Consider the following 20,860-nt stretch of genomic DNA (forward strand, 5'->3'; position numbering starts at 1 on the left):
CGATACTCCAATGGACGGTGCGGCTGCCGGTTCCAGAACAGAGGGGTGGAATTGATGCTCGGCAATCAACTGAGTCGACTGCAGGCGGTGGACGATTCGGTTATCTACGGCCAACCACACGAAACCCACGACGGATCCACCGTCATCACCGTAGCTCGGACCGGTGGCCTGCTGCGGAGCGCTCGGCCGGTCGGCGTGTTCGTCGTCCACGACGGACAGGTCACGTGGGCACCCGCGGTCGATGCGACCCGGATAACGCTGCTGGGTGAGTTGATCGGACTGCTGGCGGCGGTCATCGCCACCCTCGCGGTGCTGCGCAGGCCACCGTGGCCGGATCTGTCGCGGGATGGACTCGCCACGCTGCGGCGGTGAACCACGACATCCCGGGACGCACGCGCGATAGTGGCGCGCGGACCGGACTCGGGACACACTTGATCCCGTGAATCGCATGCCACTCGGACATATCGACCGGGGCGGTGCGCCGTGACCGCACTCGCTCGCGGGGAAAATCGGCCCGCGCCCGGCGACCGCATGACCGTGACCGTCACCTGTGCCGCACCGGTCGATGTGTCGGCGCTGCTGCTCGGGACCGACGGGCGGGTCCGCTCCGATGCCGACTTCGTATTCTTCAATCAGCCGGTCGGCCCCGGCGTCACCTACCGGCACGGGCGCGGCGCGGGCGACATGGTGGATGTGCAGACCTCCGCGCTGCCAGCCGATGTCGACAAGGTGGTGGTCGCGGCCAGCCTCGACGGCAGCGGGCCGCCGACCTTTGCCGGCGCGAGTTCGCTGACCGCGACGATCGGATCCGATACGGGGACACTGACCTTCCCGATGACCGGCCTCAGCACCGAGACGGCCGTGGTGTGCGTGGAGATCTACCGGCGCGGCGGTGGGTGGAAGGTGCGCGCGGTCGGGCAGGGGTATGACAACGGGCTGGCCGGGATCGCGACGGCGTTCGGCGTGAATATCGACGATGAGCCCGAAGCAGCCCAGCCTGTGCCCACTCAGCATCCGGCTCCACCCGCGGCCGGGTATCCCGCGCCGCCTGCCTATCCCCCGCCCGGCGCGGTGCCGCCGCCCCCACCGATGTCTTCACCTCAGCAAGGAGCACTGCCGATGCAGAGCGAACTGTTCAACGCGAGCCACGCCGAAGTCAACGGCATCGGCATCCAGAAACAGGGCGGCAAGATGATCAAGGTCGCCGTCAACGGGGAGACCATGGCGCGCGCCGGGTCGATGGTCGCCTACCAGGGCGACCTGCACTTCAAAGCGCTCGGCTCGGGCGGCATCGGCCGCGCCATCCAGCAGCGTCTCACCGGCGAGGGCGTGCCGCTGATGCAGGTCTCCGGCCACGGCGATCTGTTCCTCGCCGACGCCGCCGCCGACGTGCACACCGTCGACCTCGACGGCACCGACGGGCTCACCATCAATGGCGCGAATGTCCTCGCCTTTGATACATCGCTGTCCTACAACATCCAAAGGGTCCACGGCGCAGCCGGTTTCGCCAGCAACGCGGGCTTCTTCAACTGCGTGTTCACCGGTCGCGGCCGCATCGCGATCACCACGCACGGCACGCCGGTTGTCCTCAACGTCGACCAGCCCACCTACGCCGACCCGCAAGCCGCCGTCGCCTGGTCCTCAAGCCTGTCCACCGGCATCAAACGCAACGACTCCTTCGGCCTCGGCCGCCTCATCGGCCGCAGCACCGGCGAGGGCCTGACCCTGTCCTTCTCCGGCCGCGGCTTCGTCATCGTCCAACCCTCCGAGCTGCCGCCGGGCGGTTTCATCGGCGGCACCGGCGGCGGCCAGGAGGCCGGCCAGAGCGGCGGCGTACTCGGCGGATTGTTCGGATAACCGACCGGCGCTGGAACCGACCGCACCGCAGCCGGTTCCAGCGTCCCGGATCAGTTGAGCAAGCCGCGGCGAATGAGTAGGGGGTCGATTTCGGGGGCGCGGCCGCGGAAGGATTCGAAGGCTTCGAGTGGGTCCACCGAGCCGCCGCGGGAGAGTAATTCGCGGCGGAACAGGTCGCCTTTTTCGCGGATCGACGCGTTGGGTTCGTTGAACCATTCGACGGTGTCGGCGTCGAGGACCTCGCTCCAGATATAAGAGTAGTAGCCTGCCGCGTAGCCGCCGGAGAAGATGTGCGCGAAGTATCCGGTGCGGTATCGCGGTGGGATCGCATCGATGGCCAGGCCCGCCTTGCGCAGTGCCTCTTCCTCGAATGTCTCGGCGTCGGTTCCGGCCAGTGCCTCGGGTGCCGGGATGCGGTGCCATGCCCAGTCCAGCAGCGTCGCACCGAGGTATTCGACGGTTTTGAAGCCCTTGCCGAATCGCTCGGCGGCGTCCATGCGCTCGACGAGTTCGGCGGGCATCGGTTCGCCGGTTTCGAAATGCCTGGCATAGTTGGCCAACACTTCCGGCCGGGACATCCACATTTCGTTGACCTGTGACGGGAATTCGACGAAATCTCGTGGTACTTCGGTCCCGGCGAAGAACGGGTACTGCACGTTCGAGAAGAGACCGTGCAGCGCGTGCCCGAATTCGTGGAAGAGCGTCCGGACGTTGTCCCAGGTGAGCAGCGCGGGCTCGCCCGCGGGTGGCTTCACGATATTGAGGTTATTGACCACCACCGGTCGCGTTCCCAGAAGCCTTGACTGACCGACGAATTCGTTCATCCACGCCCCGCCGCGCTTCGACGGCCGGGCGAAGAAGTCGCCGAGGAACAGGCCCAGCGCAGTGCCGTCCGCGTCGAATACCTCGAAGATCCGGACCTCCGGGTGATACCCGACCAGATCCGCGCGCTCGCGAAAGGTGATCCCATATACCTGTTCGGCGGCGAAGAACACCCCGTCGCGCAGCACCCGCTCGAGCTCGAAATAGGGTCGCAGAGCCTCGGCGTCCACCGAAAAACGTTCGGCCCGAATCTTTTCCGACCAGAACTGCCAATCCCAGGAGCGGAGTTCACCGTCCTGTCCGCTCGCCTTCATGGTTTCGGCCAGCTCGGCCGCCTCCCGCTCCGCATTGGCCACCGCTGGCGCGACCAGCCGCCCTAGCATCTCCTCCACCGCCGCAGTGGTTTTCGCGGTTTGATCCGCCACCACATACGCCGCGTGATCGGAATACCCGAGCAACGCCGCCCGCTCCGCCCGCAGCGCGGCGATCCGCACGGCGAGGGGTCCGTTGTCCCCCAGCCCGCGCCCCAGCGAAGCCGCCATCACCCGCCGCCGCACCTCCCGATCGGCCAACTCGGCCAAGACGGGTTGATTGGAAACGTTCTGCAGACGCAGCGCCCACGCCCCTTCGCGTCCCATCGACCGAGCGTTCTCCGCGGCCACCGCGACCGCCGCCTGCCCCAGCCCCGCCAATTCCTCCGCGTGCTCAACGACCACCGTCGCGCCATTGGTGGCCGCCAGCATGTTCTGCCCGAATTCCGTTGCCGCCGTGGCAAGTTCGGCATTCAGCGCACGCAGTCGAGCCTGACCGGCCGCATCCAGCCGAGCCCCCGCCCGCACGAACCGAATGTGGTACCGCTCCAACAGCCTTGTTTGCTCGGCATCCAGTCCCAGCTCGTCCTTGCGCTGGTAGAGGTGTTCGACGCGCCCGAAGAGCGCGGGATCGAGATATATCGCGTCCCGATGCGCAGCCAACCGCGGCGAAACCTCGGCCTCGATCGCATCGGTCCCCGCGGTGGAATCCGAGCTCGTGATATTGAAGAACACATTGGCGACCCGAGTCAGCAATGCCCCCGAACGCTCCAGCGCCACAATCGTATTCGCGAAACTGGGCTCCGCATCAACCGAGGTGACGGCCGCGACCTCAGCCAATTGCTCCGCCATCCCCCGCTCGAACGCAGGCAGATAATGCTCCTCACCGATCTCAGCGAACGGCGGAAGCTCATATGGCAGCGCACTGCGCTCGAAGAACGGATTGCTCGTCATAGGTGAACCCTATGCCGCAACCAAGCCCGGCGGCAGGAATCAGCCGCTCCTGCATTCCGCCAAGCCCTGGCAACCCGAGCCCGCGACAGCATGATCAGCTATTCCGCAATGACCAGTTCTGCCGGACGATCCCCAGCGCCAGATCGCAATCCTCCGGCGATGCCCCCCGGCCACGTAGCGCAGCATCACCAACTTGTCGAAGCGGAACCTGTCGTTGTGGAAAGGTGCAGCTCCTCGTCCAGGTTCGGACGACCGTATTACTCGGCCACCGTAGCGAGATCTGCTGCCACACATGCCGTTCGATCCTCCCGGCCGCACGCCCGAGCGTCATCCTTCGGCAGTAACGCTAGGAAGTTGCGAACGAGAGCCCGATCGTCATCGACCCGGTGAGCCACGTAAACCGTTGTCGTGGCGGTGGTTTCGGCGAGTGGCACGATGCGCACCGTCTGCGGCGCGGTGAACGTCGCGCTGCGCGGTGCGATAGTAACGCCCAGCCCCTCACCCACCAGGTAGAGGATGGTGGTCCAGTTGTTGCCCTCCTGCACGATGCGGGGCCGGCAGCCAGCTTCCACCAGGGGCCGCAGATTCTTGTCATGGGCATGGGAGCCCGCGGCCCGGGGGAAGAACACCAGCGGGTCGTCGGCGAGGTCGGGGCCGGTGAGGGCGGCATGGTCCGCCAGCGGGTGATCGACCGGCAGCACCGCCATGAACGGCTCGGTGACCAGCGGGAATACGACGGTGTCGGGCTGCTCGTCGGGGTCGCGCACGATCGCCATGTCCAGCGCGCCGTAGCCGAGCTGCGCCATCATGTGGGTGGTGTAGCCCTCGATGAGGTCGATCTGGACCAGCGGGTAGCGGTCCCGGAACTGTCGGACACTCCGCAGCGGTTTCAGCGGCAGCACCGATGGGACGAAGCCCAGGTAGAGCCGCCCCTGGCTGCCCTGGCCGATGCGCGCGACCTCGTCGAGGTCGCGGGTCGCGTGACCGAGGATGGCCGCGGCCCGCTCGCGCAGTACCTCTCCCGCCGGAGTCAGGGCGACGCTGCGCGAGGTGCGATCGAACACGCGGGTTCCCAGCAGAGTCTCCAGCCGCTGGATCTGCTGGGTCAGCGCGGGTTGAGCGATGTGCAGCCGCGCGGCCGCCCGGCCGAAATGCAGCTCCTCGGCGACCGCCAGGAAGTAGCGCAGGTGCCGTAGTTCGACCCCATCAGTCATAAGTTCAACATATCAATCGGACCTATCAAGTATTGGACGTGATGATTCGCGACCGGGCATGCTGACGACGTGACACCGCAGACCGAATCCGTTGCCACCGAAAAGATCGACACCATCGTCGTCGAGCCGATGTCCAGCCCGGCCGATGCACGGGCGTTCAAGGAACTCAATGAGGAATGGATCGTCGAGCTGTTCTCCCTCGAACCCGCCGACTCCGTCAAACTGGACAACCCGGAGCGCGAGATCGTCGCCAAGGGCGGACAGGTACTCATCGCCCGCGACGGCGATGACATCGTCGGATGTGTGGCGCTGGTGCCGGAGGGCGACGGTGTGTTCGAGCTGTCGAAGATGGCCGTGGCGCGGGACCGGCGCGGCCGCGGCCTCGGCCGCATCATCCTGCAGGAGGCCATCGACTACGCCCGCCGGCAGAGCGCCACGGCGCTGTTCCTCGGTAGCAGCACCAAGTTGGCCGACGCTGTGCATCTGTACGAATCGATCGGTTTCGTGCACGTCCCGAGCGATCAGATCGGGCCGATGCCGTACGAGCGCGCGGATGTGTTCATGCGGTACGAGCTGGACTGAAACTTGGTCAGCCACATCGGCTGCGGTCACCAGTGGGCTGGAATGCACCAACTCGCGATTCCTCTGTATTTGTCGAGCTGCGTCGGTGGATGCCGAATTTATGACCGAAGTGTGACGCGGGGGCGGGTGGGGACTTTCGAGGGATCGACGCTGGTTGTACGTGGGGCCGATATGAGGAGGTCATGTGGCACGGGAGTACAACCGGAATCCTGCGGCGATCGCCGCGCTGTCGCCTGAGCAGTACCAGGTCACGCAGGCGAACGGGACCGAGCGGGCATTCACCGGTGAATACTGGGACAATCACGAGCCGGGTATTTACGTGGATGTGGTGTCAGGTGAGCCGTTGTTCGCCTCGGTCGACAAGTTCGACAGTGGCAGCGGGTGGCCGAGCTTCACCAAGCCGATTGATGGTGAGAACGTGGTCGAGAAGCGGGACTTCAGTCATCTGATGATCCGCACCGAGGTGCGTTCGGCGCACGGTGACAGCCATCTCGGACATGTGTTCACCGACGGGCCGCGCGCGGCGGGCGGGCTGCGCTACTGCATCAATTCGGCGGCGCTGCGGTTCATCCACCTCGACGACCTCGAGGCGGAAGGTTATGGGCAGTACCGAACTCTCTTCACCAAGGAGGACGTGTGACCGACACGCGGAAGGCGATTCTCGCGGGCGGATGCTTCTGGGGCATGCAGGATCTGATTCGTAGGCAGCCGGGAGTGCTCTCGACGCGCGTCGGGTACACCGGCGGGCGCAACGACCACCCCACCTATCGCAATCACCCGGGACATGCCGAGGCCATCGAGATCGATTACGACCCGGCGCTGACCGACTATCGGGCGCTGCTGGAGTTCTTCTTCCAGATCCACGATCCGACGACGAAGGACCGCCAGGGCAACGACATCGGTACCAGCTACCGTTCGGCGATCTTCTACCTCGACGATGAGCAGAAGCGCGTCGCGCTGGACACCATCGCCGATGTCGACGCCTCGGGACTGTGGCCCGGCAAGGTGGTCACCGAGGTGACCGCGGCGAGTGCGTTCTGGGACGCCGAGCCCGAGCACCAGGATTACCTGGAGCGCTACCCGGACGGCTACACCTGCCACTTCCCGCGGCCGGGTTGGAAGCTGCCGAAGCGCGCGAGCGCCGCTCAGTAGATTCCGTATCGCCCCTGGCGCAGCCCGCCAGGGGCATTCACCTGATCACCGCGCGCGGAAACCGCAAGCTACCGCGCCAGGACGTTCAATCACCCCTGACGAGGGTTTCGAGTTCGGCGCGCAAGTCCGAAACCTCGGCGGCGAGTTCGTCGCGCAGTTGTTCGCGTTCCCGCAGGCTGGCGCGCAGATTCTCGACCGTGTCGTGCATCGCCGCCAGCTTCCGGTCGGCGCCCTCCAGACGCCATTCGACGACAGCACGACGGTCCACGTCCGAACTGGCGTACCCCACCCATTCCACGACGTAATCGAGCCACTCGGGCTGCTTCGGCATGGGCACGTCGGCTTCCCATCCGCGCCGGACCGACGGCTTCGACGAGAGCACCCGTTCGACCCCCCGCCCCGAGTTCATCCGCACAAGGTCGAACTTCCCGGCACTTGTCACCACCGCGGTGAGCCGATAACGCCCGGCGAGGTGCATCCGCAGCTCCGCCGCACCCCGCCCATCGACATCCAGCGCACCCAGCCACGGACCATCCGCCGCCTCGATAATCGAGGCGAGCACCCCGAGCTGTCCGGCACTGCGCCGCCCCCGCGTCACCCGTTCACGCAGGTCATCGGGCGTGGCGCTCATCTGATCCCAGTGCATCGCACCTCACCTTCGCTCGTAGTTCGGTCACTGCGAACATAGCCGCCGCCGTAGACGTGCACGGAGACGACCGAAACAACAACCGGCTCGCCATACGGGCAGTGGGTGCGATCGAACCCGCCATGTCAGGTGCGGTCGATCTGATCGCTATAGGTGACGTGGACGGGGACGTCGTCGGCCCAGGGTTGTCGGGTGACCATGTCTGCGACATTCACTGTGCCGCGCTCGAATTCGCCGGTGGCGGCGTCGACCAGGCGGTATGACTGGGTTTGTTTGTGGATGGGTTGGGCGTCGAGGAGGACGACGCGGACTTCGCCGGGGTCGAAGTGGCAGCGCTGCTGCATGGCGGCGATGAGTTGTTCGTTGTGCATGTGGCCGTCGCCGAAGTTCCAGCCGACCGCCGTGCTACAGATGCGTTCACCGTCGGTGATGGTGTACTCGTCCTCGCGGCCGGCTGGCATGGCGCGGTGGACCAGGGTGAACAGGGCGCGGCCGTGGGTGTTCATGGCACGGAAGGCGTATCCCATGAACATCGGGATCTGTGCCCGGTCCTTACCGTAGAAGCGCTCCAGCTGGGCCTGCGGCATGCTGGCGATGGCAACGATGCCCTGGTTGATCTTCTCGGCGGCCGAGGGCTTGACGCACCACATCGTGGTGTCCCAGTTGCCCGCGTAGTAGCGCATGCCGGGCAGGAACGAAATCCGGTGCGGGAAAAGGTTTCCGGCGATCACGATGCCAGCGAGCACGAGGAACAGCAGAACCACCGGCGTCGGGTTCTGCAGACTGGCGAGACCGAGATCGGCGTGCGCGACGAATAGCGCCAGCACGCCGAAGATCATGAAGACGTTCCACTCCAGCGGTACACCCATCGGAATGGCGGTCAAGATCGCCAGGTGGAAGCACACCATCACGAACGCGGCGAGCGCGGTCACCCAGCCACCGTGGGAGAAGAACAGCACCAACGGAATACACATTTCGACCGCTGTCCCGGCGTGGGCGACGATGCGCGACAGGCGTCCCGGCCGCAGGTCGTCGGGGAAGTTCTCGAAGAACTTGCGTTTGAGCGACTTTCGCCGCATCACCGGACTGTTCGACATCATCGTGGACACCACGAACGGAAAGTGCTTGTTCAGCTTGGATATCGCCGCACCCATCCAGATCACCACGAAGACCAGCTTGGCCGCGACGATCATCATATCCGCGGCGAAGAGGAAGGTGACCGTCAGCGTGGCATAGACCTCGCCGCGCGCCGCCAGGAATATCACCTTATCGCGCAACCCGATCAACGCCAGCAGACCCAGAATCACCGCGATCTGCCACCACGGCAGCAGCCCGACCGCCTTATCCAATTCCGGCACCGGACCAGCGCCGTCCGATAGCACGGCGACCGACATATTCGACTCTGCTGCCGGATGAACGCCGTCGGATAGCAGCGCAACCGATGTCATCACCAACAACGCCGCGTACAGCGCGACATCCACCGGCGAACGGTTGGACCCCTTGGTCAGCGGAACGACGGCGGGCCACGGCGGGAGCCGAATGGTCCTGGGCCGCAACCAATACAGAATCGACCCCAGCGGCGGAAAGAATCTATTGTTCAACGGACCGAACCCGCACCCGAGCCCGACCACCTCGAACAGCAGCGTATAGAGCACCACCTTTTCGAAGACGATCGGCTCGGACCACCAGTCACCGACATTGGCGAATCCATCGATCCCCTTGGTGGACAACACGATCAGCCAGCCACCGAGAATATAGAGACACACCTTGCCGACATAGAACAGGTGCAGCGCGACCGGCGTCCCGAAACCGACCTCGGCCCAATGCCGGGCCATCGGACGGATCCGCTCGCTGCGAGTCCCCTTGCTCCACTCCGCCATATCGACCACGGGCAGGTCCGGCTCGAGAAACCCCATCAAGCACTCTCCGATTCGACGACATCGCCGGCGCCAAGGGCGAGGACCTCGATGTCCTCCGATACGTTGGCAGGTAAGCCATTTGCTGTCAATCGGCTGTCCCAGCGACCGAGACCACCCGCCGAACATCAGAACGCACGGCGACACCAGCCGGCGACACTCGCGCAACGCCCAGCAGGAACAGCCCACACACCGCGACAACGACCCACCCGAGTCGGGATGTGTGAGCGAGCGCGGTATCCGCCGTGCCGCTGACGATGCCGCCCGCTATCGCGATCCCCAGTGCCGCACCGAATTGGCGTGCGGTGGAGGTGATTCCGCCCGCGACACCGGCGCGCTCGGCGGGCAGCCCGCTGACCGCGGTGTTCGTGATCGGGGCATTCGCGAAGCCGACCCCGATGCCGATCAGCAGATAGGCCAGCAGCAGCGATGGCAGACCGGTGTGGTCGTCGATGCGCACGAGGCACAGGCCCCCGATGGTGGTGAAACCGCCCGCGAGCAGCAGCGGTAGCCGCGGACCGGCCCGACCGACGAGCATCCCGGACAACGGTGCGCAGACCGTGGCGGCAATGGCCATCGGCAATGTCGCGGCACCGGCCGCCACCGCACCCATACCTCTCGCATGCTGCAGGTAGAGGGTATTCAGCAGCAGTGTCGCGTTGAACGCGACGAACACCGCTACCGCACCGACGACCGCCGCGGTGAATGGGACGCGCCGGAACAGCTGCAGATCCATGAGCGGAACACGCCGCCGCGACTCGATCCACACGAAACCGGCCGCCGCCACCGCGACGCAGCCATATCCGACCAATGCGGCCAGCGAGCCCCACCCGATCCTCGGGCCCTCGATGAGCACCCCCACCGCCGCGCCGATAACGACGATCAGGAGCAACTGACCATGGCCATCGAGCCTACGTGGTTGCGCCGCACGAGATTCCGGCACGAAAACCGCCGTCAGCATCAGCGCCACCGCGACGACCGGCACATTGATCCAGAAGACCGACCGCCAACCGAAACCGGAGATGAGCACACCGCCCAGCGTGGGGCCGATCGCCATACTCAGGCCGAAGATCGCTGCCCACACTCCGATCGCCCGCGCCCGTTCCCTGGGTTCGGTGATCGTATTGACCACGATCGCGAGCGCCACCGGACTGAGCATCGAAGCGCCGATGCCTTGGACTACGCGCGCCGCGATGAGTACGCCGATCGAGGGTGAGAGCGCACATGCCACCGAGGCCGCGGCGAATACGACCAGCCCGAGCCGGAATACCCGTCGTCGTCCGATCCGATCGGCGATCGCTCCTGAAGAGATCAGCAGGCTCGCGAGCACGAGGGTGTAGGCATCGACCGTCCACTCCAGCCCGCGGGTCCCGACGTGCAGTCCGGACCCGATCGAAGGCAGCGCGATATTGACTATCGTCGTATCGAGGCCGACCAGGAACAGGCTGAGGCAGCACACGGCCAGTACGGTCCAGCGCCTATGCGCGCTCGCGGGTTGGGGTGTGGGACACATCGTCGCCTCCGGTGAATTCGGGATCGGGCAACCGATGTTCAGGGCAGCAGCCGTCGAACCGGAAACAATTTTGCGGAAACCGCAAAATGGTCGGATGACTCGTCGCCGGTGTCAGCCGATCCAGTCGTTCAGCAGTTGATCGGTTCTGCCACTGCGGATTTCGGCTTCGAGCCAGGTGTTGACGACGGTGTTGAACAGCGTGTCGTCCTTCGGCAGCAGGTATGCCTTGGGCGCGGAATCGAAGGGTGTTTCGGGGTGCAGCACCTGCAAGGTGGGGTGGGTGCGCTGACGGTAGCGACCCTCGACCGAATCGGTGACGAACACGTCGGCGTTGTGCTGTTCGAGCTGGTCGTAGATGGTGAGGTTATCGGGCCAGACGGCGAGTTGGGCCGCAGGGAAATGGGCGCGGGCGAAGGCCTCGTTGGTGCCGCCGCGATTGACGATCACGCGGACCTCGGGACGGTTGATCTGCTCGATGGTCGCGTAGGAGTCGGCATCGGCGCGGCGGGTGACCGGGGTCTTGCCGTCGATGGACGTGGGAATGGAGAAGTCGGCGACGCGGCGGCGGGCCGCGGTATCGGAGATGCCGCCGACGGCGATATCGCACTGCGCGAGGAAATCATCGGTCAGGGTCGACCATGTTGCCGGAATCCATTGCGGGACAACATGAAGGGTGGCGGCGAGGTCGGTGGCGAGAGTGATGTCGACGCCGCGGTAGGCGCCGTCGTCCTCGCGCAGGGTGTAGGGCGGGTAGTCGCCGGTCGTGCACACCCGCAGCACGCCCGACTGCTGCACGGTGAACAGCCGGGACACCTCCTGCGCCGTCGCGGTTGGTCCGGTGGCGAGGAGCCCGCTCATCGTCAACAGAATGGCCATCGGCAGGTATCGAAGCGGTCGGCGCATCGGGACAGGCTAACCGACCTGATAGTCGGCTGAGAACCCGGCGAATCGGACACTTCCCACTCGGTCCGCAGCGTTGATACTGGTAGCTGGCCACCGACGAAGGAGTTCGACATGGCGTTCATCGGGATCTTGCTGGGGATAGCCCTGACGGTGTTCATCGTGCTGCTACTCGCCCGGATGGTGCTGGATTGGGTCGGGGTGCTCTCCACTGGCAGCCCCCCACCCTGGGTGCACCGCGCCCGCGACCTGAGCCACGCCTGGACCGAACCGGTGATCGCACCGGTCCGCCGGTTCCTGCCGCCGATTCGCTTGGGCGGGATGTCGATCGACCTGGCCTTCGCCGCGGTCTTCATCGTCGCGCTGATCCTGCGCAACATCGCCTTCAGCCTGTAGCCCCGGCCGCCGAGGCGTTTGATGAACCGATGACCATCGACACGACCATCGCCTACGGCCCCCACCCCGACCAGGTGGCCGACCTGTACCTGCCCACCGCGAACGATCCGGCAGCCCTGATATTCGTTCTGCACGGCGGATTCTGGCGAGCGGCGTTCGATCGGGAACATGCCCGGCCGGAGGCCGAGGCGCTCGCCGCGCTCGGATACGTGGTGGCGAATATCGAGTACCGGCGGGTCGGCGGTGGTGGCGGATGGCCGAAGACCTTCGACGACGTGGCGCGGGCGCTCGACGTGCTGCCCGGACTGATCCAGGACGCCCGGCCGGGCCGAATCGACCTGGACCGCATCGTGTATGTCGGGCATTCGGCCGGCGGGCATCTGGCGTTATGGGCGGCATTGCGGCATCGACTGCCCAACGGTGCGGCCTGGCGCACCGAGGTGGCGCCGCGAGTGGCCGGTGTGGTGGCACTGGCACCCGCGGCGAATCTGGTCGATGCCTATCACCGAGGCAATGGCCAGGGTGCGGTTGCCGAATTGCTCGGCGGCGGACCGCAGGAGTTTCCCGAGCGCTACGCCGCCAGCGACCCATCGGTTCTCGGCGCCGCCGACATCCCGATCGTCGTCGTCCATGGCGATCGAGACCAGCGCCTGCCGGTCGAGATGGCGCGCGAATACTGCGCGAAGTCCGGGGCCGAACTCGTCGAACTGCCCGGCACCGGGCACTTCGAACTCATCGATCCCGATTCCGCCGCATGGCCTTTCGTATTGAAGGCGCTACGCCGCTACCTCGACTGACAGGCCTGCCGGATCGAGTGACCGCGTCCTAGGCTTGCGGGTATGGCCGACGACGTCTGGGTCCACGGCGATGCCTACGAGGCGTACATGGGACGGTGGAGCCGCCCGGTGGCCGACATCTTTGTGACTTCGCTCGGGATCGTGCCCGGCCGTCGGTGGCTGGATATCGGATGCGGAGCCGGAGCCGTGACGGCGAGTGTGCTGGCCAACGCCGACCCGGCCCACGTGCACGGTATCGATGCGTCGGCATCCTTCGTGGATCGGGCGCGCAGCCGAATCGCCGATGCCCGTGCGACTTTCGACGTCGGCGACGCGACGGCCCTGCCACAACCCGACGACAGTCAAGACGTCGTGGTCAGCGGCCTGATGCTCAACTTTGTCCCCGAGCCTGCCGATGCCCTCGCGCAGTTCGTTCGCGTCACCGCACCGGGCGGCACGGTCGCGGCGTATGTGTGGGACTACGCCGAGGGCATGTTGATGCTCCGGTATTTCTGGGATGCGGCGGTCGCATGCGCCTCGGCGGCGGCCGACCTGGACGAAGGTGTGCGCTTCCCACTGTGCCGACCGGGACCGTTGCAGGCGCTGTGGCTCGCGGCAGGGCTGGCCGAGGTCGCGGTGGAACCGATCGTCGTGCCGACCGTCTTCCGCGACTTCGACGACTTCTGGACACCTTTCCTCGGCGGACAGGGGCCCGCTCCGGGCTACGTCGCGGCCCTGACCAAGGATCGACAGGACGAACTTCGCGAATTGCTCCGCCGGTGGTTGCCGGTCGGGCCGGACGGCTCGATCGCGCTGACCGCACGCGCGTGGGCTGTCCGCGGATCCGTCGCGGCATAGGTCCCGGTCAGATCTTGCGGGCCACACCGCCGTAGGCGCCGGACTGTTCGGGATGTTCGGCGATATCGTCCGGATTGTCGGGCCGCCACAGCGGCAGATGCACCAGACCGGGTTCGACCAGCGACCACCCGTCGAAGTATCCGGCGATCTCGTCCTTGGAGCGCAGCACGATCTCGGTCGAGGTGCGGCCTGAGAGTTTCTGCGCCTCCAGGACCTCGGTGGGTTGTCCGTCGGAGGTGGCGTGGGTGATCGCGAGGTAGCTGCCGGGGGCGACCGCATCGCGCAGCGCTGCCACGCACCCGAGCGGATCGGCATCGTCGCCGACGAAGTGCAGCACACCGAGCAGCAGCACCGCGACCGGCTCGTCGAAGTCGATCAGCTTGCGCACCTGCGGATCGGCCAGGATGACATCGGGCCGGCCGAGATCGGCCTCGATGACGGCGGTGCGCGGATCGTCGTCGAGGATGGCGCGACTGTGCGCGACCGCGACCGGATCGATGTCGACATAGACCACCCGCACCGAGGGGTCACGCTCCTGCGCGACCTCGTGCACATTGCCGACCGTCGGGATCCCGGATCCGATATCGAGGAACTGGTTGATCCCAGCGTCGACGAGGAACCGCACGCACCGGCGCAACAGATCCCGGTTCGCCCGCATGGTCTCGGCGACGTTCGGCGTGAACGCCTCGATCTGGCGTGCCAATTGCCGATCGGTCTCGAAATTGTGCATACCGCCGACGAAGTAGTCGTAGACCCGCGACGCACTCGGCCGATCCAGATCGATTCCCTCGGGAGCCCAACTCGGTCTGGTCATGAAAACCTCTCGTACCGCCCACATTTCGCCCCACACCCGCGAATTCGCCGCCATCGTATCCCAGCCACCGGCCTACCGCCGCGATTCACGCGTGCCGCCCGGCCGGACTAAGATCAAGCCCCATGGGTTGGGAAGCCGGGCCCGGTTCAGGCGATGGCTCGAGTGCCGACCTGACCGCCCGCTGGACGGCCGCGCTCAGTGGTGGGGCCCGCGATCATGTGGTGCCGATGAGTGCGGCCGAGGCGCGCATGTTGTTGACCCGGCTGGCAGGGGATTTCGAAGCCGCCGCGCACAGCGCCGAACCGGCCGATCGGGTGGCCGAACTGGGGGCGGAGTTGGCGCGGTCGCATTTCGTCGGCGACGAGGTGCTCGGGCGCAGCATCGCGGTGCTGAGCGCATATTTCGCCGAGGCGGGCACCGTCGCCGCCGAGCGGTTGGCGAAATTGCTCGCGGCCTTCGCGAATGGGTATGTCCGCGCATTCCGGGCGTGGCTGCTCGCCGAGCAGGAGAGCGTGCGCGCCGCCGAAATCGCCGCCCGCCGCGCCGTCGCCGAACAGTTGCGCGCCAGTGAGGCGCGGCTGCGGGCGGTATTCACCCAGGCCGGAATCGGCACCGGACTTTCGGATATGAGCGGCCGGATCATCGAGGTCAATACCGCGTTCGCCACCATGCTTGGGTACGAACCCGAGCAGATGTACGAACTCGCGGTCACCGATCTGGCGCATCCGGACGACGATCCGGACATGTGGGACCTGTATCAGGCGCTGCTGCGCGGCGAACACGACAATGTGCAGCTCGAGAAGGCCTACCGGCATCGCGACGGCAGCACCGTCTGGACCAACCTCAATGTCTCGCTCATCCGCGACGATCACGGTCGGCCCCAGTACACGCTCGTGCTGGTGGAGGACATCTCCGAATGGCACGCACTGCGCGAACGCCTGCACTACCGCGCCCACCACGACCAGCTGACCGGCCTGCCGAACCGGTCGAAGTTCATCGATGCGCTCACCGCCGCCTTCGCCGATCCGGCCGCCGCCTTCGGCCTCTGCTACATCGACCTCGACCATTTCAAACTCGTCAACGACACCTTCGGGCACGCGGTCGGCGACGAACTGCTGATCCAGGCCGCGGCCCGCCTGCGCGCCCGGGCCAGGCCCGGCCAGCTCGTGGCCCGCATGGGCGGCGACGAATTCGTCGTCCTGGTCCCCCAGGTCAGTGCGTCCGACCAGGTGGCCGAGATCGCGCAGACCATGCTCGATGCCTTTGCCGGGCCATTCGATATCGAGGGCCACCACCTGACCGTCACCGCGAGCATAGGCGTCATGGCGGGACGCGCCGAGCACCGCACGGTCGACGAACTGCTCCAGGCCGCCGACACCACGATGTACTGGGCCAAGACCGCGGGCCGCGGCCGCTACGCGATCTTCGATGCCGACCGCGGTCGCCGCGAGCAAACCCGCGCCGAACTCTCCGCGGCCATGCCCGCCGCACTGGTGCGCGGCGAACTCTTCCTCGACTACCAGCCCATCGTCGCGCTCACCGATCAGCGGATGGTGGCGGTCGAGGCCCTGGTGCGCTGGCGGCATCCGGAACTGGGTGTGCTCACCCCGGCGCAATTCGTCGACCTCGCCGAGGACAACGGCCATATCGGCGCGCTCGGCGCGCACGTACTCGAGCGCGCGTGCCGCGACAGCCGCGACTGGCACAAGCTGTTCCCGGAGCACACGCCGATCGTGAGCGTCAACGTGTCCGCCGCCGAAGTGGCCGATCCGACCTGGTTGGACCGAGTGCAGCGGGTCATCGCCGATACCGGCATACCGCCGGATCGGCTACAACTCGAACTGACCGAACGGGCTTTCATGCACACGACCGGTCGGCCGCTGGAGGCACTGCGCACCCTCGCCGAAGCCGGAATACACATAGCCATCGACGACTTCGGCACCGGCTACTCCAATCTTGCCTACCTCGGCCAACTCCCGCTCGATGTGGTCAAACTCGCGGGCCCGTTCATCCACTGCATCCGCACCCCCGAATCACCCGGGGCCACCGATCTGCTGGTGCTCGAATCGATCATCGAACTCACCCACGCCCTCGGCTACACCCTCACCGCCGAATGCGTCGAAACGCGATATCAGGCCGACCGGCTCGGCGCGCTCGGCTGCGATACCGCACAGGGCTGGCTATTCCACCGCCCCATGCCCGCCCATCAGGTCACCGATCTCCTTTCCGAGATCCGCGGTGAATAACCGGCCTATAGCTCGTCAGATTGTTTGGGCCGCATCGGCATCGACCAATGCGAGCAGGAATTCGGCAGGTACGTCCGGCCATTCGGGACGCCAGCGGCCGGCGAGCTGATCGGCGCGCACCGCGGCGAGCGTGGCCACGACATGTGGTCCCCCGTCGAGCAGATAACGGACCGACCCGAGTTCGGCACACTGGGCGGTCACCGTTGCCAGCAAGGTCTTGGCCGCATCGATGCGGCCCGCCGCGGCCAGACAGGCGATCAGCAATCGGCGCGCCTTCAACAGTTCCCTCGGACGCCGCACGGATTCGAGCAGATCCACCCATTCCTGCGCCCAGGTGCAGGCGAGTTCGGTCTTTTCCGGCGATTCCGCGGCGAGCAGCAGCCGGATCGCGGTGAATTCCTCGTACAGGACCGTGAATTCGTCGATCGGGTCCACCGGCTGGCGACGGCTCCCATATTCGACGACGGGCAGCGGGCCGAATTCCGGATGCGGCGGCAAGCCCAACCGCAGCCGCTCGTTCTCCACCTCCGCGCCCAGTCGCGGCAAGGACACCGAACGGGCGACGCGGGCACCCTCGTTCAGCCTGCGAATGGCGGCGGCGCGGTCCCCGCGCAGCGCTTTGATGCGCGCCCCGACGACATAGCGAGCCAATTTGAAATCGACCACACCCGCGTCGGGTCCCAGCTTGTAGCCCTCATCCAGCAGCCGTTCCGCCTCCGCGATTTCACCACGCTCGTACAGCAATTCGCCGAGCAGGGATCCGGCCAGCCGCGCGCCGTAGGAGTGACTGCCGCCGGATTGTCTGGCCACCTTCATCGCCCGGCGGAAGTAGTGCTCCGCACTGGTGATGTCGAGTTGCAGACTCGCGGCGAGACCGAGAAAGCACAAACCGTGAATGTTGTTGTAGAAACCCTTGTTCTGCCGCATATACGGTGCGGACCATTCCTGGATCCGCAATGCCTCGTCGAAATCGTAGCGATAGCCCGCGGCGAAGGTCGCGACGTTCGCGCCGATCGCCACCACATACGGTGACATTTCCTCGGCCCGGAAGAAGCAGGGCGCCAGCATGTCGTCGACATCGGCGAGCACGTCCGCGCGCACCCGCACCACCGCATGCACCACACCGGCCTCGGCACGCAACCGCCCGGTCGTGTCCTCGTCGAGTTCACCACGGTCCAGATTCGATTCGGCGAGCCGCAGTGCGCGTTCGGCCGGTCCGGCACGGTGCAGCAGGATATTCGCCCACGCCAGATCCAACTGCAGCCGCGGATGGGTTTCGATGATCGTGGCGGGGAGTTTGTTGACCAGACCGATGAGGCTGGCGAACTGTCCGTACTCGAGCAGCGACATGCCGTCCTGTTCGACGATCTCGATGGCCCGCTGCTCATCCCCGGCCAGCAGGGCGTGATCGACCGCCTCGCTGACGTGCCGGTGCTCGGCCAGCCACCGCGAGGCCGCGCGGTGCAGTTCGGTGATCCGTTCGGGCCGATCGCGTTCCAGCCGCTGCTGCAGGAAGTCCTGGAACAGGTGGTGATATCGGAACCAGTTGCCGTCATCGAGCTTGCGCAGGAACAGATCCTGGAGTTCTATCTGCTCCAGCATCGCCTGCCCGTCCGCGACGCCGGTGAGCACCGAGGCGAGTTCACCGCAGATCCGTGGCGTGATCGAGGTCGCCACCATGAAGTCGAGCGTGCCGGGTTCCAGGGTGTCCAGGACGTTCTCGACCAGGAATTCGCTGATGGCGTGATGGCGTCCGGTCAGATGGCTGATCAGCTCGCCGGGATCGTCGCTGCCGCGCAGCGACAGTGCCGCCAGTTGCAGTGCCGCGACCCAGCCTTCGGTGGATTCGGTGAGGTCTTCGACATCGGCGCGATCCAGCTCCAGCCCGCCCAGCTCGACCAGGAAGACGTAGGCCTCCTCGACATCGAAACGCAATGCGGGGGGACCGATTTCGACCAGCTCGTCGCGGGCCCGCATCGAACTCATCGGCAGTCCGGTCTGACTGCGGCTGGTGATCACCAGGTGCAGTGTCGGACTGCAACTTTCGATCAGGAAGCGCAGTGCGCGGGTGGTCGCGGGATCGGTGGCGCGGTGCCAGTCGTCGATGACGACCACGAGTTGTTCACCGCGCCGGTCGATATCGTTGATCAGCGAGGTCAGCACGTAGCGTTCGGATTCGTCGCCGTGCTCCTCGAGCAGTTCGCCGAGTTCGTGTGCCAGCGACGGTCGTTCGGCGCGAATGGCTTCGATCAGGTGGGACAGGAACCAGACCACATTGTTGTCGTCGTGGTCGACGGTCAGCCAGGCCACCGCCACCCCCTGGGCACTCAACGCTTCGCACCATTGGGCGGCGAGGGTGGTCTTGCCGAATCCGGTGGGGCCGTGGATGACCGCGAGCCTGCGCTTGCGTCCCTGTCGCAACAGTGCGATGAGCCGCTGACGGTCGACCAGCGGGCGATTGGCCACCGGGGGCCGCAGACGGGTAGCGGGCACGGGCGGCGTGCGGGTCGAATGCGTTCCGGAGATGCGGCGGCGGCCGGTTCCGGTCGGTGTCGGTGTCGGGCGGTGTCCGACGGGTTCGGCGGCGGGCAGCGGGATCGCCATATCGTCGGGCGGCAGGCCGTGCCGCTCCTGGATCTCGCGCAGTCGTTCACCGAATTCCGCTGCGCTGCAGGGACGTTCACCGCGTTCGCGGGACATCGCGCATTCGATCGCGGCGGTCACGTCGGGAGGCAGACCCGCATCGCCCAGATCCGGAATCGGCTGCTTGGTGATGCGGAGGAACTGTGCGACCAGCTGCTCGCCGCTGCGCCGTTCGAAGACCGCGTGGCCGGTGCTGGCGCAGAACAGGGTCGAGGCCAGGCTGTAGATGTCGGAGGTCACGTCCGGGACATGGCCTTGCAGCACCTCGGGTGCGGTGAAGGCGGGTGAGCCGGTGATCGTGCCCGCGGTCGTCTCGAAGCCGCCGACCAGCCGGGCGATGCCGAAGTCGGCCAGCTGCGGCTCACCGTATTCGGTCAGCAGGATATTGCCGGGTTTCACGTCGCGGTGCAGCATCCCGCGCCGGTGCGCGGTCTCCAGCGCGCCCGCGATCTTCACCCCGATGTGCAGCGCGTCCTGCCAGTCGATCGGGCCGTGCTCCTGGATGCGGACGTCCAGGGAACCGTGCGAGTGGTACGGCATCACGATGTAGGGCCGTCCGGTCGCGGTGGATCCCACCTCGAAGACGGTGACGATATTCGGATGACCGGAGAGCTTGCCCATGGCGAGCTGTTCGCGGACGAATCGTTCGAGATTCTCCGACTCCAGATCGGCGGTGAGCACCTTGATCGCCACCGTGCGATCGAGCGCGGGTTGCCGGCAGCGATACACCACCCCGAAACCGCCACGGCCGATCTCGGCGGCATCGGTGAACCCCGCGGCGTCCAATTCCGCCGCGAACCCTGAGGCCAGGTCGCGCTGTGTGGAAAGCGGATCAATTTGCGCCACGGCGACCTCGATACAACAATCAATCAGTTACTTCGAGCATATTCCCGTCGCTACGATTGCGCGCGCGCTCGCCACAGATGTCGCCGCAATTCACTGCGGTGCAGGCGATCCTGACAGCCGAATGTCTCGGTGCCGAAACATTTGCGCCCGGCACTCGAGGCTATTGGTCGGCGAAAAACACCTCAGCCTGCGATCCGGGTTCCGCGCACGGGGTGGAACACCACGTTTTCGACATGGCGCCAGGCCATCCCGTTACTCCCGAAGCGACATTGACGCCACACCCCCGCCACGTGTTGCGAATGATCGCCCGGCCCAGCGCTTTACCTGCTCAATCTTCGGCAAGCTCGGCGAGCCGTTCAATGGAGGCTTCCGCGCGATGTCCAACCGGGGCAATCGATTCGGGGCTCGCATCAC

The 20,860-nt window shown here is 66.1% G+C and carries 17 protein-coding genes; 9 read left to right on the forward strand and 8 right to left on the reverse strand.

Annotated features, from left to right (window positions below):
• Positions 1-54 precede the first annotated feature (54 nt).
• Positions 55-372 (forward strand): hypothetical protein, encoded by a 318-nt coding sequence (locus ACHQ4I_RS29325; RefSeq protein ID WP_420775104.1) that lies wholly within the window; start codon positions 55-57, stop codon positions 370-372.
• Positions 373-531: 159 nt separating this feature from the next.
• Positions 532-1,857, forward strand: a complete 1,326-nt coding sequence (locus ACHQ4I_RS29330; protein WP_420775198.1) for an AIM24 family protein — start codon at positions 532-534, stop codon at positions 1,855-1,857.
• A gap of 50 nt (positions 1,858-1,907) precedes the next feature.
• Here ACHQ4I_RS29330 and ACHQ4I_RS29335 read toward each other — a convergent pair whose 3' ends face one another.
• Both ACHQ4I_RS29335 and ACHQ4I_RS29340 read right to left on the reverse strand, forming a co-directional pair.
• Positions 1,908-3,944 carry a M3 family metallopeptidase gene (locus ACHQ4I_RS29335; protein WP_420775105.1) on the reverse strand — a complete coding sequence of 679 codons (2,037 nt, stop codon included), beginning with the start codon at positions 3,942-3,944 and terminating at the stop codon, positions 1,908-1,910.
• A 257-nt stretch (positions 3,945-4,201) separates the two neighbouring features.
• Positions 4,202-5,158, reverse strand: a complete 957-nt coding sequence (locus ACHQ4I_RS29340) for a LysR family transcriptional regulator (RefSeq protein ID WP_420775106.1) — start codon at positions 5,156-5,158, stop codon at positions 4,202-4,204.
• A gap of 69 nt (positions 5,159-5,227) precedes the next feature.
• Between ACHQ4I_RS29340 and ACHQ4I_RS29345 the strand changes: the two genes are divergently transcribed.
• From ACHQ4I_RS29345 to msrA, 3 genes are all read left to right on the forward strand, one after another.
• Positions 5,228-5,740: a GNAT family N-acetyltransferase gene (locus tag ACHQ4I_RS29345; protein WP_420775107.1), complete on the forward strand. Its 513-nt coding sequence runs from the start codon at positions 5,228-5,230 to the stop codon at positions 5,738-5,740.
• Between the two features lie 184 nt (positions 5,741-5,924).
• A complete protein-coding gene (gene msrB, locus ACHQ4I_RS29350; protein ID WP_420775108.1) occupies positions 5,925-6,380 on the forward strand; it encodes a peptide-methionine (R)-S-oxide reductase MsrB in 456 nt (151 codons plus the stop codon).
• Positions 6,377-6,892, forward strand: a complete 516-nt coding sequence (msrA, locus tag ACHQ4I_RS29355) for a peptide-methionine (S)-S-oxide reductase MsrA (protein ID WP_420775109.1) — start codon at positions 6,377-6,379, stop codon at positions 6,890-6,892. Before msrB ends, msrA begins: the two co-directional genes overlap by 4 nt.
• A gap of 85 nt (positions 6,893-6,977) precedes the next feature.
• Here msrA and ACHQ4I_RS29360 read toward each other — a convergent pair whose 3' ends face one another.
• From ACHQ4I_RS29360 to ACHQ4I_RS29375, 4 genes are all read right to left on the reverse strand, one after another.
• The gene (locus tag ACHQ4I_RS29360) at positions 6,978-7,538 is read right to left on the reverse strand and encodes a hypothetical protein (protein WP_420775110.1); all 561 of its coding nucleotides are present in this window, start codon (positions 7,536-7,538) and stop codon (positions 6,978-6,980) included.
• A 125-nt stretch (positions 7,539-7,663) separates the two neighbouring features.
• Positions 7,664-9,454, reverse strand: coding sequence for a DUF3556 domain-containing protein (locus ACHQ4I_RS29365; protein WP_420775111.1), 1,791 nt, complete (start codon positions 9,452-9,454; stop codon positions 7,664-7,666).
• Between the two features lie 88 nt (positions 9,455-9,542).
• A complete protein-coding gene (locus tag ACHQ4I_RS29370) occupies positions 9,543-10,967 on the reverse strand; it encodes an MFS transporter (protein ID WP_420775112.1) in 1,425 nt (474 codons plus the stop codon).
• Between the two features lie 111 nt (positions 10,968-11,078).
• The gene (locus ACHQ4I_RS29375; protein WP_420775113.1) at positions 11,079-11,870 is read right to left on the reverse strand and encodes a transporter substrate-binding domain-containing protein; all 792 of its coding nucleotides are present in this window, start codon (positions 11,868-11,870) and stop codon (positions 11,079-11,081) included.
• Between the two features lie 111 nt (positions 11,871-11,981).
• Here ACHQ4I_RS29375 and ACHQ4I_RS29380 point away from each other — a divergent pair, with 111 nt between their 5' ends.
• The 3 genes from ACHQ4I_RS29380 to ACHQ4I_RS29390 are packed head-to-tail and all read left to right on the forward strand — an operon-like array spanning position 11,982 to position 13,897.
• Positions 11,982-12,263, forward strand: coding sequence for a YggT family protein (locus ACHQ4I_RS29380; RefSeq protein ID WP_420775114.1), 282 nt, complete (start codon positions 11,982-11,984; stop codon positions 12,261-12,263).
• A gap of 29 nt (positions 12,264-12,292) precedes the next feature.
• The gene (locus ACHQ4I_RS29385) at positions 12,293-13,060 is read left to right on the forward strand and encodes an alpha/beta hydrolase family protein (protein WP_420775115.1); all 768 of its coding nucleotides are present in this window, start codon (positions 12,293-12,295) and stop codon (positions 13,058-13,060) included.
• A 42-nt stretch (positions 13,061-13,102) separates the two neighbouring features.
• Positions 13,103-13,897, forward strand: a complete 795-nt coding sequence (locus ACHQ4I_RS29390) for a class I SAM-dependent methyltransferase (RefSeq protein ID WP_420775116.1) — start codon at positions 13,103-13,105, stop codon at positions 13,895-13,897.
• Positions 13,898-13,904: 7 nt separating this feature from the next.
• Here ACHQ4I_RS29390 and ACHQ4I_RS29395 read toward each other — a convergent pair whose 3' ends face one another.
• Positions 13,905-14,711 (reverse strand): SAM-dependent methyltransferase, encoded by an 807-nt coding sequence (locus ACHQ4I_RS29395; RefSeq protein WP_420775117.1) that lies wholly within the window; start codon positions 14,709-14,711, stop codon positions 13,905-13,907.
• Between the two features lie 122 nt (positions 14,712-14,833).
• Between ACHQ4I_RS29395 and ACHQ4I_RS29400 the strand changes: the two genes are divergently transcribed.
• Positions 14,834-16,957: a putative bifunctional diguanylate cyclase/phosphodiesterase gene (locus ACHQ4I_RS29400; RefSeq protein WP_420775118.1), complete on the forward strand. Its 2,124-nt coding sequence runs from the start codon at positions 14,834-14,836 to the stop codon at positions 16,955-16,957.
• A 15-nt stretch (positions 16,958-16,972) separates the two neighbouring features.
• Here the strand turns inward: ACHQ4I_RS29400 and ACHQ4I_RS29405 are convergent, their stop codons facing one another.
• Positions 16,973-20,446: a protein kinase domain-containing protein gene (locus tag ACHQ4I_RS29405; RefSeq protein WP_420775119.1), complete on the reverse strand. Its 3,474-nt coding sequence runs from the start codon at positions 20,444-20,446 to the stop codon at positions 16,973-16,975.
• Positions 20,447-20,860 lie beyond the last annotated feature (414 nt).

Source organism: Nocardia nepalensis (genome assembly GCF_048910785.1).
GTDB lineage: Bacteria > Actinomycetota > Actinomycetes > Mycobacteriales > Mycobacteriaceae > Nocardia > Nocardia nepalensis.